Annotated in this window: 14 protein-coding genes and 2 pseudogenes; 1 reads left to right on the top strand and 15 read right to left on the bottom strand. The window is 37.3% G+C overall.

Annotation, left to right across the window (positions count from 1 at the left end; genetic code table 11):
* Positions 1 to 149 precede the first annotated feature (149 nt).
* Positions 150 to 518, top strand: a pseudogene (locus P3T48_RS14410) (transposase); the annotation flags it as partial.
* Positions 519 to 605: 87 nt separating this feature from the next.
* On the opposite strand, the gene P3T48_RS08575 reads toward P3T48_RS14410, so the two are convergent.
* From P3T48_RS08575 to P3T48_RS08510, 15 genes and pseudogenes are all read right to left on the bottom strand, one after another.
* Entirely contained in the window at positions 606 to 1,298 is a 693-nt protein-coding gene (locus P3T48_RS08575) for a CatB-related O-acetyltransferase (protein ID WP_276506410.1), read from the bottom strand.
* Between the two features lie 31 nt (positions 1,299 to 1,329).
* Positions 1,330 to 2,145, bottom strand: a complete 816-nt coding sequence (locus P3T48_RS08570; protein WP_276506409.1) for a glycosyltransferase family 2 protein — start codon at positions 2,143 to 2,145, stop codon at positions 1,330 to 1,332.
* 9 nt (positions 2,146 to 2,154) lie between these two features.
* Complete coding sequence (locus P3T48_RS08565; RefSeq protein ID WP_276506408.1) at positions 2,155 to 3,246, bottom strand: glycosyltransferase WbsX family protein; 1,092 nt, start codon at positions 3,244 to 3,246, stop codon at positions 2,155 to 2,157.
* Between the two features lie 2 nt (positions 3,247 to 3,248).
* Positions 3,249 to 4,067 (bottom strand): LicD family protein, encoded by an 819-nt coding sequence (locus P3T48_RS08560; protein ID WP_276506407.1) that lies wholly within the window; start codon positions 4,065 to 4,067, stop codon positions 3,249 to 3,251.
* On the bottom strand, positions 4,068 to 4,460 hold the full coding sequence (locus P3T48_RS08555) for an FAD synthase family protein (protein ID WP_276506406.1): 393 nt from the start codon (positions 4,458 to 4,460) through the stop codon (positions 4,068 to 4,070).
* On the bottom strand, positions 4,441 to 5,205 hold the full coding sequence (locus P3T48_RS08550) for a glycerophosphodiester phosphodiesterase (RefSeq protein ID WP_276506405.1): 765 nt from the start codon (positions 5,203 to 5,205) through the stop codon (positions 4,441 to 4,443). The genes P3T48_RS08555 and P3T48_RS08550 overlap by 20 nt, the downstream gene beginning before the upstream one ends.
* A complete protein-coding gene (locus P3T48_RS08545) occupies positions 5,202 to 6,656 on the bottom strand; it encodes a lipopolysaccharide biosynthesis protein (RefSeq protein WP_276506404.1) in 1,455 nt (484 codons plus the stop codon). The genes P3T48_RS08550 and P3T48_RS08545 overlap by 4 nt, the downstream gene beginning before the upstream one ends.
* Positions 6,640 to 7,509 carry an acyltransferase family protein gene (locus tag P3T48_RS08540; RefSeq protein WP_276506489.1) on the bottom strand — a complete coding sequence of 290 codons (870 nt, stop codon included), beginning with the start codon at positions 7,507 to 7,509 and terminating at the stop codon, positions 6,640 to 6,642. The genes P3T48_RS08545 and P3T48_RS08540 overlap by 17 nt, the downstream gene beginning before the upstream one ends.
* A gap of 178 nt (positions 7,510 to 7,687) precedes the next feature.
* Positions 7,688 to 9,553, bottom strand: coding sequence for a glutamine--fructose-6-phosphate transaminase (isomerizing) (gene glmS / locus P3T48_RS08535; protein WP_276506403.1), 1,866 nt, complete (start codon positions 9,551 to 9,553; stop codon positions 7,688 to 7,690).
* Between the two features lie 378 nt (positions 9,554 to 9,931).
* On the bottom strand, positions 9,932 to 10,165 hold the full coding sequence (locus tag P3T48_RS08530; RefSeq protein WP_276506402.1) for a hypothetical protein: 234 nt from the start codon (positions 10,163 to 10,165) through the stop codon (positions 9,932 to 9,934).
* Between the two features lie 12 nt (positions 10,166 to 10,177).
* A pseudogene (locus P3T48_RS14405) lies at positions 10,178 to 10,283 on the bottom strand (mannose-1-phosphate guanylyltransferase); the annotation flags it as partial.
* A gap of 27 nt (positions 10,284 to 10,310) precedes the next feature.
* Positions 10,311 to 10,961, bottom strand: a complete 651-nt coding sequence (locus P3T48_RS08525) for an HNH endonuclease family protein (RefSeq protein WP_276506401.1) — start codon at positions 10,959 to 10,961, stop codon at positions 10,311 to 10,313.
* Between the two features lie 6 nt (positions 10,962 to 10,967).
* Positions 10,968 to 12,200: an AAA family ATPase gene (locus P3T48_RS08520; RefSeq protein WP_276506400.1), complete on the bottom strand. Its 1,233-nt coding sequence runs from the start codon at positions 12,198 to 12,200 to the stop codon at positions 10,968 to 10,970.
* Between the two features lie 115 nt (positions 12,201 to 12,315).
* On the bottom strand, positions 12,316 to 12,981 hold the full coding sequence (locus P3T48_RS08515) for an MAE_28990/MAE_18760 family HEPN-like nuclease (RefSeq protein WP_276506399.1): 666 nt from the start codon (positions 12,979 to 12,981) through the stop codon (positions 12,316 to 12,318).
* Positions 12,982 to 12,986: 5 nt separating this feature from the next.
* A complete protein-coding gene (locus P3T48_RS08510) occupies positions 12,987 to 14,030 on the bottom strand; it encodes a DUF262 domain-containing protein (RefSeq protein ID WP_276506398.1) in 1,044 nt (347 codons plus the stop codon).
* Between the last annotated feature and the right edge of the window lie 366 nt (positions 14,031 to 14,396).

Genomic DNA, 14,396 nt, shown 5'->3' with positions numbered 1-14,396 from the left:
TCGTTCTTTGAATTTTTGGATTAAATTTTGTACTTTCGCAGACGGGCCTCAAATGGCTCTGATTTGCAGTGATGCGTACAAAAAGACCATATTTTCTCAGATTATGTCTCTGGTTTCTCGTTATGACTTCCAGAAATGTGTTGACCGTTACAGGCAATGTATATAGATTTCTCACAAACAACTTAACCATTGATTCTCTGACTGTTGCAGAACTTTACAGAGAAAGATGGAGTGTCGAATTGTTTTTTCGCTGGATTAAGCAACATCTACATATTAAGAAGTTTTATGGCACTACAGAGAATGCCGTTTATCTTCAGTTGTGGATTGCTGTTTGCGATTATCTGCTACTTATCATAGCAAAGAAGCACTTCAATATTCCACAGTCACTTCACACTATATCTAAGTCTATTGGTCCGCTTCTGTTTAAGCAAGATGATATCCATTCCATATTCAAAGTAACTAAAGAATTAAGTATTAATAGTCCAGAGTCTCAATATATAGAGGTTAACCTCTTCTGAGATTTTTATCCGGACACTAGTGATACTTGATAATTAAATTTGATATATACAAATCAACAAATATAAGATCTAAATTCTAATCATTACTTAACTATTATATTTGTCTCCACCATAATACCCTTTTAGCTTATCAATATCACAAAGCAATTTCCAATTTTTCTCAAGCCATTCAGGATTATTGTTCCACCATTTTATCTTATTTAAGAATATTATTGTTTCCTCATCATACCGATAACCAACAATCTTTGCAGGTACACCTCCTACAATTGCGTATGGCGGAACATCTTTTGTAACCACGGCATTGGCAAGGACTACCGCTCCATCGTGTATCTCTCCCCCACCAATTAAAGTGACGTTGGAACCAAGCCAGCAGTCGTTACCGATTTTGTTTACAAGTTCACTGGCTTTATCATAGAACTTGAACTCCTCTATCATCTGCTCATTGGCGAAAGTCTTGCCTCGTGGATTATTCCCGTTGCTTTTAGAGAAGAACAAAGGACATGTTGTAGCGAACGGCGCCTTACAAGCATGGGTAGCATTGATGTATCGGCAGTTGGGACCGATGGACGTAAAGCGCCCTACCTCAGCACTAACCATTCCGTCTCCACCGATGTAAGAGCCGTAACCTAAGAAACCAAAGAAGTCGGTATGTGGACCGACCATGTTCATTCCCTCAAAACCACAACGATAGGATATATGTGTAGAGTACCAGAACTTAACCTTGTCCCCATTATGCCGTTTCTGCCATAAATAGAGGAGCAGATGACTTAAAACCGGCAACTTCTTTATTATTGCTAATAATTTTGTCATTCTATTTTAAGAAGTGAATTAACTTATACAGCAACAACCAATCGTATCTGCGATGCAGCCCAGGATACAGCTTTCTGCATTGCTCTGGATAATAGTTGCGCTCACCGAGATAAAGCGCATACAACGCCATCTTCTCCCAAAACGATTTGCCTGTGAAATCAAGATGACCCAAGAAATCTTCTTTTATGTCTTTACGGGCACGAGAGGCAGCGGAGAACTCCAAGTTGATCTTTGCAACTGGTTTGTGACAGAGATAAAGTCTGTATTTGCGATACAGTTTGAAAATTCGCTGCAGATCCTCATATCGACGCACTCGCTCGTCAAATGGATTTTCCTCTACAATGGATTTTCTGTATACTGTAGTGCCTGAGCATTGAAACAAACGTCCTAAAACGTGAGATTTGAACGGATTGCTAACAACGCCTTCCTTGTATTCAATTGCTAAGTGCACTGCCTTACCATTGTTGACAATCACCTCGCCCAAAAACATATCTACATTAGTATGCTTCTGTATCTTTTTGCTAAAGAAATCCAATGCCCCTGGCAACATCTCGTCGTCTGCATCAAGGAACAGTATCCACTCGCCCTTAGCATTCTTCACACCAGTGTTACGAGCCTTGCTCGGTCCGCCATTCTCCTGCTTAATCAGTCGGATGCGCAGGTCGTTTATTGCCTCAACAACTGCAACCGACCCGTCCGCAGAACCATCGTCCACTATCACAACCTCAAAGTCGTCATAAGATTGTGATAAAACACTTTTAAGAGATTGTTTAATAGAGGCCTCTTTATTATATAAAGGTATAACTATAGAAATCATAAACTATCTTTAGAAAATACTTTTAGCCATTGCTTCTATGAAGCCCTTACCATAAACGATATCGGGTTCCATGTAATTGCCCTCAGCCCATTCGTTCCATGCCTTGACAAACAGAAGCTTCTCTTCATGTTTTTTGCTGGAATCGACTATATTTATGACGTTGTGACATAAACGCCCCCATTCTTCTGGAGTGGAATGGTTGAATACAGTACCTCGATAAGACGATCTCGGAGAATGATCAAATCCTGGCTCTATGCAAGGTATCATCCATGGAGATTGTTCGTAATGATTTTTATAATAATCTATTGCAAAATCAACATATTTACGGTATTCCACAACATAAGGAACTTTAAAATGCTTACGTTTAAAGAATCCCCAACGACGACGAATCTTAGAATCTGCAAAATAGTGAGCCTCGACTAAAGTTCCAGCAACAATATGATCAAAACCATTTTCTTTAGCTGCAGGAATCTCATACGTCTGCTGACACAAGCCAAAGAAATAGAACTCTCCCAATCCATTCGCCTTTGCAAGTTGATTCCATGTTTCCTTAAAAAGTTTAAAATCTGAGAAATGAATATCAAAGACTCCAAAAACAGGTTTACCATCAACCTTTATATATCTTTCGTCTTTGAAAGCAGGCAACATTGCGTTAAAATGTGCAGTGAAATCTTCCACACCTCCATAGGTCTGCTTGATGAGCAGACGGTCTGGCGAATTGGGATCCCAAGTCTTAGCATACCATGAGTGGTTAGCCCAACAAAGACAGAATGGAAAATCGGGCTTACCAGATTCTACAACTTCTCGAAATACTCGATCTAAAAGTCTACGTCCATTAAACCAATAATGCCAATAACAGAATCCTTCAAGTCCTGCTTCTTTGGCTAATTGAGCTTGTTTTTCACGAGTCTCTGGTACGCGAAGATCATAATAGCCTAAATCAGCTGGTACTCGAGGCTGATAATGTCCATGAAACAATGGTTTAGCTTTTCCTACATTAGTCCATTCTGTAAATCCTGGAGCCCACCACTCATCATTCTCTGGTGTGGGATAAAACTGAGGAAGGTAAAATGCTATTGCTCTAACTTTTGCTTTATTCATAATTATCTTTTATATGCTAAGTAACCATGATGATAAACACGCTTTTCTACTGGAGGTAGTTGCATGTAATCCCCATATTCTGCACGTAGTATATCATCATAAAATTTTGAAATAAAAAACTCTGAATCTTCAAATGGTACTTTGATAAAATTCTCATACCATTCTTTTTTATATACAAGTTGTATCCAGTTCCAATTAGGAATTCCTACATATTTACTATTCTCAAAAGAAATAGAACTTGCTGTTTCCTCTAATTCCTTCTGAATTTTTGCTAATCCTTTCAGACGTAATATTATATTCGAAATAAAATATTTTGGATCTGAAAACAATTGTTTAAACTTAATTTTATATTGTTCCTTATCTATGATGCGAAGTAAATTTGCTCGTGGTCTATCTGTTAAGGCATAAGCATTCTTTGCTCCTTCATAGCTATCAGCAAGACCATCAATAGGATAAACATCAACAAAAATACCCATATCACAGTGCCCCTTTAAGATTTTCTCTTCTATTTTATAACGCATATCAGCTATACGAGAGATCCCAAGCGGATAACCTTTTACATATTTATGATTAAATACCTTAAGGTGTGGGCACGGATGTTCAATCAGGTAAGATAAGAAACGCTCATAATCTGGTCGAGGCATCTGAATGTCAATATCATCATCCCATGGAATAAATCCCTTATGACGAATAGCTCCTATTAATGTGCCATATGCAAGCGTATAACGGAACCTCTCTTTCTCGCAAATAGCTGTTATCTGCTTTAAGATATCCAACGAAACTCTTTGGATATCTTCCATTCTCATATTTTCTTTCATCATTTACATAGTCTTAATTTGTTCCTTAAGCCATGAAGAGGATATTCCTTCAGTTCGGGGCAAAACAATATGTTCCTTACCATGAGCCTTACACCATTTAATTGCTTTTTGGAATGCTTCATGATTCTGATCTGGTCCTGTTACAAAAATGTCAAAATCTGCGGTCTGAACAATATCATCTACAGCCTTATAGGTTATTACCTCGTCAACATATCTGATAGCTTTTACCATATACATTCGCTCCTCGGTTGTATATACAAGTTTTGCTTCTGGCTTATATTTTAAAACTACTTCCGACTCCTGTACGGCTACGACTAATTGGTCACCTACTGCTCGAGCTCTTCTAAATAGATTAACATGACCTATATGTAAAAGATCATATACACCTACTGTCAAAACCTTTTTCATATGCTTTATTTGTGTTTATTAATTTATCTGTATTAATTAAATCAGCTCCTATTTTCCAAAAACGGTTAGCTGTATCCAAATCATTGATGGTAGCAACTTTCATTATAAATCCTAAACGATGCCCCCATCTTACAATATTTTGAAAACTTTCAATGTTCCCTCCATAATAACTGAATGACATAATAGTTGTCTTACAAAAAAATGAAGTGACAAAAGACTTGAATAATAATTTCCTTCCCCATGAGCCACCAACCTGAACTATTAGGTTTCGGTTCAATAATGCTAATCTCAAAATATCAGCATCGCCCCATATCACATTATCTAACATATCGTATTTTGAAACCAATGCATATAATGTCTTATAATGTGAATAAGTATATTTTTGGAAAGTCAAATCAAACATGATGATAACCCCTTTCTCCTTACCATATTTAATATATTCTTCTACTGTTGTTAGATAGTTGGAGGTTGCAGAGCCAACAAAAGTCTTCAGTGTTTCAAATGTATGATTTGCTATATTAATCTTATTTTCTTTCCCCTTAATGATAAAGTTTTTATCCACACCATGATTCAAAACAGGAACTCCATCAAGAGTGAACACTATATCCGCTTCTATGATATCATACTTTAATTCTTCGACTAAATAATGATATAATGCTAAACTATTTTCCATATAAGGACCACCATGGCGAGCGTGTCCTATATATTGTTTCTTTTGTAAAGAAGAAATCATTGCCTTTTTAATTTATGTTTTACAAACTCCATTACATAGCCATAATCTGTTTTGTTGAATGCACGAGACAAGAAATAGTATATGGAAATTCCTACTATTATTTGAAGTGCAACACAAATATACATATTATTGACAACATATCCTACCAAATAAACTATTATAGCCATTATTAATGATAAAACAAAGTTCATTCCTACATCTTTCAACTGCTGCTTAATAGGATAACCTATATATTTCCTATTTGGATAAGCATTCACCACAAAAGCCAGAATAGAATATATTAATTGTCCTACTGCTATAGCAAGAGGACTAATAAACATGGTTGCAATCAATATAGCGAACATTGCTGGACGCTTTATAAATTCCATTTTCAATAAAGTGTCTGCTCTACCCACAGCTTTAATTGCTTGATAGTTTGCCATCCCTAATATATCAGAACATGAAATCAAACAAATAACCTGCATAAAAGGAATGGAAGCTGCCCATTTTTCTGAGAATATAATTATCACAAGATTATTTGATACAGCAGCCAAACCAAATAATGCTGGCATTAGAAAGAAACTGCTTATACGCATAGCCCTACTCAAGGCTCTTTTTAATGCTTCCTTGTCATCTTGTAACTTCGATAAGGCAGGAAATAAAACATCTGAAATCGTTCCGTTTATATTATTATAGAGTATTCCGGGAAGCCCCTCTCCTCGATTGTAAAAAGCAAGTTGAGTTGCCGAATATTTATATCCAATAACATATCCCTTCAATTGGTAGAAGAATGTTGTTAAAATATTAATTACTGCCATTTTCCAACCAAAAGAAAACAGTACTTTAAACCTCTCATAAGAAAATCTCAATTTGGGATGCCAGTCTATGATACAGAATAAAACCAACGTATTCGTAATAGTAGAAACTAAGTTTTGTCCTACCAAAGCCCAAACACCAAAACCAGTTAAAGCCATAGCTAAACCTATAGCTCCTGAAGCAAATGTACCAATCAGAGATGAATAAAAGAACTTCTTAAATATCATCTGCCTTGACACAAATGCATTTTGAACTCCGCTCAATGTGCCAATTGGCATTGCTAAAGCTAAAACTCTGATAACAGGTGTTATTTGGTCATTTTTAAAAAAATCTGCGATGAAAGGAGCTGCAAAAAAAACTGCAAAATAAACAACCAAAGATAAGACCATACCTGAATAAAAAACGGTACAGAAATCTAAATCATCGGCATCTTTCTTTTGAATTAAGGCGGTTCCTAAACCGCCGCTAATAAATATACCAGTCAAAATCAAGAACATGCTACATATAGCTACCACACCATAATCACTTGGCAGCAATATACGAGCTAAAACCACAGAAATTCCAAAGCTTACTACTTGGCACAGCACTTTTTGAGATAATTGCCAAAAGAAACCTGTAATCGTTTTACCTTTAATATTATTATTTTCCATTTTCATCAAAAAAGCATTTTGCTATAGGTTTCCAGACTTGTAATCTTAACTGATCTAACAATATACAACCCAAATAAACAACAAGCAAAAATGCAAATACTACAATCATATAATTAAATCCCTCAAATAGACTATCGATTTTTTTTAATACATCAAACCAATATCCCCACATAGCATGCAACAAATAAACAGAGAAACAACTTTTACCACAAATATTTATCCATTTATTGTAAGGAAGGTTAATCTTCGAAAAGCATAGCAATAAACTCATTGCACCAATAACTGTTAATGGACTTATATAACTACAAAACTTCCATGCTATCAAGTCTGTATGTCTCAACTTGAATAATCCTGCAATAAATATCATACAACAAAAGAATGCGACTGTAATTATATAAACAGACAGATATTTTTTTGCAGAATAATCAGACCATTTTGGGTGGTATATTTTAGCATACCTCCCCAACAAATACAATCCTATAAATGAAACAATAGAGTAACCATTATTAATATAAGCTGTTGACTCCGTTATCCAACCAAATAAAAAAAGAAATACCCAATAAGCTATCAAGACATTTGAAAATATCTTGGGTCGAGTATTCTCTGAGAATTTATTTAAAACTGGAGATACTATATACAACAACAAATATGCTTTAATAAACCATCCCTGATCTGGTTTTAGCATTAGTAACTCTGCAAATATTTCATTGCAAAATTTTACTTTACCTAAGACAACAAAGATGATCAGACTTAAACACTTCAAAAAATATATTTGGAATAAAAAGCTGCAAATACTTAAGATTCGTGGTTTTATTGAAAACCAGCCAGAAATCAAAATAAAGACATCAACAGCTACAATTCCTATACCTTGCTGTAAGATTTTGCCCCCCCCCAGAATCCTGGAGCATTATTAATCTCCAAACTGCCAGGCATACCATATATCATAAAAGAAGAGTGCAATAGTAGCACCATGAACATAGATAGACATCTCAACAATTCTATGTTTGATAAACGCTGATTCATTTTTTTCTAATGTTTTATTCTACCGTCACACTCTTTGCCAGATTTCTTGGCATATCTACATTCAAGCCTTTGTAAAGGGCCACATAATACGCAAGTATCTGCAGGGGAACGACGCTGAGAAGAGGGACTAAAGTATTGACGGTCTGCGGTACTTCTATCACAGAATCGGCTATCGCCTTGACTTGTTTGTCGCCTTCGGTAACAATAGCCAGGATGCGTCCGTTGCGGGATTTTACTTCCTGCATATTGCTGATGATCTTCTCATACAACTGGTGATGTGTGGCAAGGAATACAATCGGCATATCGGTATCTACCAAGGCTATCGGGCCATGTTTCATCTCGGCTGCAGGATAGCCCTCGGCATGGATATAGCTGATTTCCTTTAGCTTCAAGGCTCCCTCTAATGCTACGGGATAGTTGAATCCTCGACCGAGATAGAGGAAATTATGTGCATAGGTGAATACTTTAGCCAGTCGGGAGATCGATGGCGTCTGCTCCAACACTTTCTCCATCTTGCCGGGTATCTCTGCCAACTCGGCGATGGTCTCTACATAGTCTTTTTCGGAAAGGGTACCAAGCTCATGACCTAACGCCAAGGCAAAAAGGGTAAGGACGGTGACCTGACCGGTGAAGGCCTTGGTACTCGCTACGCCTATCTCGGGTCCTACATGAATATAGATGCCGGTATCTGTCTCTCGGGCGATGGATGAGCCTACGCCATTGACGATGCCGAAGATCAATGCTCCGTGCTGCTTGGCAAGTTGAATGGCTGCCAAGGTGTCGGCTGTCTCGCCACTCTGGCTTATGGCTATCACTACATCATCGGATTCGATGACGGGTTCGCCATAACGGAACTCGCTGGCATATTCTACTTCTACTCGCTTGCGACACATCTTCTCTATGAGCTGCTTGCCGATAAGTCCGGCATGCCAACTGGTTCCGCATGCCACGATGATGATATGCTTGGCTGACATGAGTCGGTCTTTATAGTCTGTAAGGGCTGACAACACGATGTGATTGTTGGATGGATTGTCCTTATCCGCAAACAGGCGACCACTCATACAGTCTTTCAGGCACTGGGGCTGGTCGTAGATCTCTTTCAGCATGAAATGGTCGAAGCCTCCCTTGCTGAGTTTGGAGATGTCGAGGTCTACAGTCTTGATGTCATAATCGCATAACTTATGGTTGAGATTGATCATCTCTATATCCTTGCCGATTCTGATTTCTGCTATCTGACCGTCTTCGAGATAGACTACCTGGTCGGTATATTCTACGATAGGAGTGGCATCACTGGCGATATAGAAGTCTTGCTTGTCGGCTCCTACGCCTACCACCAATGGACTTGACTGGCGGGCTGCCACAATGTGAGTGGGGTTCTTGCATTCGATGACTGCTATGGCATAGGCGCCCACGACATCATTCAGTGACTGGCAAACGGCTGACACCAAATCCTTACCATTCTGCTGATAGTATGAGTCTATCAACTGTACCAGCACCTCGGTATCTGTTGTGCTCTTGAACTGATAACCGCGTACTATGAGTTGTTCTTTCAGCACCTGGTAGTTCTCGATGATGCCATTATGTACCAAAGCCAGGTCACCACTCATACTGACATGGGGATGTGCATTTTCGGCTGAAGGTTCGCCATGTGTTGCCCATCGGGTGTGGGCTATACCGATATGGCCTCCGCAGTCTTTGTCTGCTGCGAGTTCTTCCAAGTTTGCCACCTTGCCCTTTGTCTTATAGACATTGAGTTCGTCCTCTCTATTGACGAGTGCTACTCCGGCACTGTCATATCCTCTATATTCGAGCTTCTTCAGTCCTGCTATCAGGACTGGATATGCTTCGTTTTGTCCTATATATCCTACTATTCCACACATAAATTTATGGTTATGTCGTTATATTCTGATTTGATTTGTATTTTTTGTATTGTTTTCGAAAACCTACCCGTCCTTCCTTACCGTTAAGGAAGGCTCCACCTCTCATCTCGGTCTTCTTCAATAGTCTTTACGACCCCTTCGGTTCCCCTTGTAGGGGACAGAAACCTCAGGGAAGAAGAGGAAACCGCTCCTCCCGTCGCTCTTAACCGCTTCGCTATAAGGTTGGCGGACCATCAGAGGTCTACGTCAGAGGGGTTGTGCGGGATGGGACCGCCTGGTGTAGGCTGTTTACAACTCCCTATTCTTATACTAATCAACATTGATATAGAATGGAGTATTACGGTCTTGTACCACTACCACCAGCTAATACAATTCCTTTCATTGTCTTTTTCCATTCTTAAATGATTCTTTATATTGACTCTTAGTATTAGCAAAACTTTCAACTTCGGTTTCAATATCTCCATTGATATTCTTACGAAGTACTTCCTTTCCACAAACAGGACAATCCGCTGTTTCTATACTTCTTGCAGGATAAATTCCATACGAAATTTTCACCAACAAGTCTGTATTACAGACAGGACACGTAACATGCAATACATCATAACTTGCCATAATTCTGATTTTTTATTTTCCAAATTCTTTAATTCTCTGTTCTTTTTCATGAGCAGAGAAGAAGCTGACCATGCTTATTGGCTACGACATAACCATCCAAGCCTTGAACTACTACCTTACCATCATAGTCCATCCGAATATACTCTTATATAAAATTGTACTTTTTTAGATACACTTCTACCATAAGACTAAATTCACGGTCAGGGCTAGCCCAGGCTTTTATCTCTTTTTTTTCACTATCAGTAAATGAAACCCGACCTTCAGCCTCGCGAGTTTTGTTCTTAGAAAGAATCAAATCTGCAATTTTTTGTAGGCATTTGCATCTTTTATATGTCAAAGCCTCATTATCCAGTTTAAATTTTCTGATCGTATCCAAGCCCTTCTTAGAGCCATTATTGGCTTGGATTAACTCATTATCAAAAGTTATATGAGCCTGGATTTCAGCATCACTATCCTTACATGGATCCAAAACATCAGCTATAGGAATATCATTGTTATCAGGACGACCTTGATTACATTCCGGAGATGAGAGATAGAGATTACTCCATTCAAATGCTTTAGTTTTGTCTAATGCTACCTCCATCAAATGATCGACATTCTTTGACTTGGCTACCAAACGTTCCTCACTGTAAAAGCATTTGTTGTAGGACATATTATTCAATGCTGCCAAAATATCTTTATGGCCATATTTACTGGAATCCGGTCTATTTTTACCACTAGCTAAAAAGTCAGCTAACCATTGGGCTTTCTTCTTAGTTAGTATTCCAGGCTCTGCCAATCTATCAATATGTCTCATATCTGCTTAAGCTAACATACTAGACAAATCCAAAAAGCCGAAATAAGAGGAATTTAACTCTAACAGCTTCTTTTCAATCTTATTCTGCTCTTCCTTATTCCCTTCTTCTGCTGCATTCTTTCTCTTTCTTAGCAAGTCTGCTATTTGAGTACCAAATGGTCCTACTTCTCCAAAAACCGCACCACTTAAGACTTCATCTACAGGAAGATTAGAATAGCTTTCAGTCACATCAAGTATTTCAGAATGATCAGTCCTTGAAACACAAACAAACACCTTCGAATTATCAACGGCGGTAACCACAAATGGTGAATGAGTAGTTACTATTAACTGAAGATTAGGAAAATACTTTTGGATTAAACCTATGATTTTACGTTGCCATTTAGGATGCAAATGGTTCTCAATTTCATCTATAAGCAAAACACCATGAAGACGATTCACCTGTTCGATAGGTATATGCAATCTTTGACTGACAATATACATACGATAAAGAGTGCTGACAAAGTGATTGAAGAGTAACAAATTACCCATACTCAACTTATCTAATGGCAATTCCTTACCTCTAACCTCAACCATTGGCATCATAGTTTTTCTAGCCACATAGAGAAAATGACCGTCGGCTAAGCAATCAGAAAGCATAGATGCAAGCAAATCATAAAGATATTGCCCCTCTTGTCTTTCTTCTTCTTTATCGCTACCACGAAGATAATCCAGATTGCAGATAAATTGATTCACTTTCGAGTTTGCAAAAGTTTTCTGAAAAGGACTATTCATCTGGGCCTGCAGATTAATAGTTGAGAGATTAGAGATTTTGAAGCTTCCTGTATCTAGATCAGGACTCCAATAATCAACAATCCAGTCAACCTTCTCTGCAGTTTCTTGATCTGTAACAATTTTATTCAACCGACTATCATTTGTATCAACGCCCAAAATTTTATATCGAGTTAAAGAATCAGACGAAACATTCTTTTGGGTAGTTTTTTCTAGATAATCAAGGCTTATTTTGAAGTCGTCATGATCAGCTATAATATCACGTTCCAGCTTGGTTGTTCCACTCAAGACCGTTCTTATTGCATCCAAGAATACAGATTTACCTGTTCCATTTTCACCTGTGATTATAACAACAGGTAAAGGCAAGGATGGATCTTTCTTCAAAGCTTCAACCTGTTCCTCTGCCAACAGTTCCATTTCACTATTCTGAAAAGGACCTATATTGTGTAGATATAATTTTGTTAATCTCATAATAATATTGTTTTAGCCATCTATATTTCCATACATCCCCTGAACCGCCTTTATTAAAGACAATTTAAAATATTTTGCGGGATGGGACCGCCTGATATTTTCTATCATCTAGAGCTTATTTTTGAAGATACTCTTCTTGATTAATATATTGAGTGAAACATTCTATTAAATAAGAACAATATCTACTTATAGAATCATACAATCCTTCTAAATCACCTGCAGTTTTCAAAGAACCAACTTGTGAAGCACATTCCCTTCCATGAGCAATAGCCATTCTTCCTTCAGCCAATTCTAACAAACATTGCTTAACCGACATATGCTCTGGTTCAAACATTGGCGCCTTAAGACCAAATGTTTTCCAAACTCTATCAAGTTGTTGCTCTTTGATATTTCCATTTGAAGAAGGAAATAAAGTAGACTCAATCTGTTCTATGACCTTATCTTTAGTAAGTTCCTTAAACAGTTTATATCTATTTTCCCATTTTTTATTAGTACCAGCTGTTTCTATCCTCTTACAAGCGGAATCATATATAAGTCCCCACAAGGAAGGTAAAACTTCATATAAGTTCAATGTCTTATCATTTAAAATTTCTATAGTTCTAGAAACACAATGTGTTATAGTAAACTCCAATGCTCCATACAATAGAACATAGACAACGCCTTTTAATACAGAATCAGTTGTGGCTTGCTCCTCATCAAATTTATCATTAGAGCATAATTCCATCAATCTTTTTGCTTCCAACAACCTTTTCGTCGAACTTAAAGATACTTCTGTAAACATAGTAATTATCTACAAAATTTATCTTTGGCATATTTTATACGCTTCTCTAACATCGGAGAAGAATTTGTTGCACCAGTAACTAATTTATTAAATTCATCATCAGCAACCCAGATATAAAAATCATCAAGATTAAGATTCGTTTTTCCACTTTTAATTGCCTCAGCGGCTCCGACCGTTATGGCTTCCCAAAAAACAGTCGAAGTCTGTCTGCGATTTGTAGCTTTAACGATACCATGTTCCAATCTTGACAGTTGTTCGAAAACCTTATTAAAGATTGATTCGTATTCAATCTCATCAAATTTATTTAAGTGGCCATTCATGAAGTCATTCAAAAAGTCCTTAACATCGTGAACAAACTTATCTCTACCATAAAGGTAAGCAAAGAAACGAAGGACAAGTTCTTCATAAGTTCCATCCTCTAATGCAGATTTTGGTTTAGAAGTCAAACTTCTTAATCGAGGATCTTCAGAAAGCCTACAAATGAAATCATTAAATCTCCCACGATAAACACAATTTCTAATTTCTTGATCAGATAGTTTGATTCCACCAGTATTAAGACGTTCAAACAAATCAAAACGGACTTGCGCATCACTTTTATCGCTTAACGTTACTATTTTCAATGGCTTCAACAAAAAATCCAATCTTAATGTCGGTACCATATCTGATATGGTCATACCATTCATCATACTCAATTTATCTAACTCTGTCAGTTTCAGATAATCAAGTTTTCCTATTATTTTTCTTGCTTCAGAATCCAAATCTGCAGCAAAACGAATGATTGTACTAATTCTCTGTAATCCATCAATAACCTCCCACGTTGCATCCGAATTAGTTGCCATATATAATGAAGGTACAGGAATTCCTAAGAAAATAGATTCGATAAGTTTTGACTGACGCTGATCACCCCATCTAAACTTACGCTGATAATTTGGTGAGACATTAACTATCCCATCATTAACCATTGATATAAGCTCTTTAACAGATATATCATAGGTTTTAAAATCGACTTTACGCTTTTGTTCACTTAACTGAACAGAAATATCTACCATAATTGTACTTGTATATCACCAACATAGCATCCCCACCATTTTACAAGCAGCCACGCCTATCAGTTTCGTTTTAAATAAATATCAAATAGAGAATATAAAGTAAGCATCCAACCCCTATGGCAATACAACTCCATCACCAGTGTTTACTGGGGATACAGAGTATTTTAAGTAATTGGACTTTTCTGATTTTTAAACAGGTTTAACTAAAAGTGCCTTTGTCATCAAGGCATACTCCCTTCTTCCAGCTGCAATCATGTGTATATCACCATTACAGCGTCCCCACTATTTTACAAGCAGTTACGCGTATTGTTTTTTGAAAAAAGTTATTTTATTATCGTTTTGCAGAAGATAAGCTGCACTCGGCAA

Source organism: Segatella intestinalis, assembly GCF_029348455.1.
Lineage (GTDB): Bacteria > Bacteroidota > Bacteroidia > Bacteroidales > Bacteroidaceae > Prevotella.
The sequence above is the reverse complement of the archived record's forward strand: the minus strand, read 5'-3'. Positions and strand labels throughout refer to the sequence as shown.

Bases quoted from the DNA above. Each gene is read 5' to 3' on its own strand.
- P3T48_RS08570 (WP_276506409.1), bottom strand. From the start codon at position 2,145: ATGATTTCTATAGTTATACCTTTATATAATAAAGAGGCCTCTATTAAA.
- P3T48_RS08565 (WP_276506408.1), bottom strand. From the start codon at position 3,246: ATGAATAAAGCAAAAGTTAGAGCAATAGCATTTTACCTTCCTCAGTTT.
- P3T48_RS08560 (WP_276506407.1), bottom strand. From the start codon at position 4,067: ATGATGAAAGAAAATATGAGAATGGAAGATATCCAAAGAGTTTCGTTG.
- P3T48_RS08550 (WP_276506405.1), bottom strand. From the start codon at position 5,205: ATGATTTCTTCTTTACAAAAGAAACAATATATAGGACACGCTCGCCAT.
- P3T48_RS08545 (WP_276506404.1), bottom strand. From the start codon at position 6,656: ATGAAAATGGAAAATAATAATATTAAAGGTAAAACGATTACAGGTTTC.
- glmS (WP_276506403.1), bottom strand. From the start codon at position 9,553: ATGTGTGGAATAGTAGGATATATAGGACAAAACGAAGCATATCCAGTC.
- P3T48_RS08530 (WP_276506402.1), bottom strand. From the start codon at position 10,165: ATGGCAAGTTATGATGTATTGCATGTTACGTGTCCTGTCTGTAATACA.
- P3T48_RS08525 (WP_276506401.1), bottom strand. From the start codon at position 10,961: ATGAGACATATTGATAGATTGGCAGAGCCTGGAATACTAACTAAGAAG.
- P3T48_RS08520 (WP_276506400.1), bottom strand. From the start codon at position 12,200: ATGAGATTAACAAAATTATATCTACACAATATAGGTCCTTTTCAGAAT.
- P3T48_RS08515 (WP_276506399.1), bottom strand. From the start codon at position 12,981: ATGTTTACAGAAGTATCTTTAAGTTCGACGAAAAGGTTGTTGGAAGCA.
- P3T48_RS08510 (WP_276506398.1), bottom strand. From the start codon at position 14,030: ATGGTAGATATTTCTGTTCAGTTAAGTGAACAAAAGCGTAAAGTCGAT.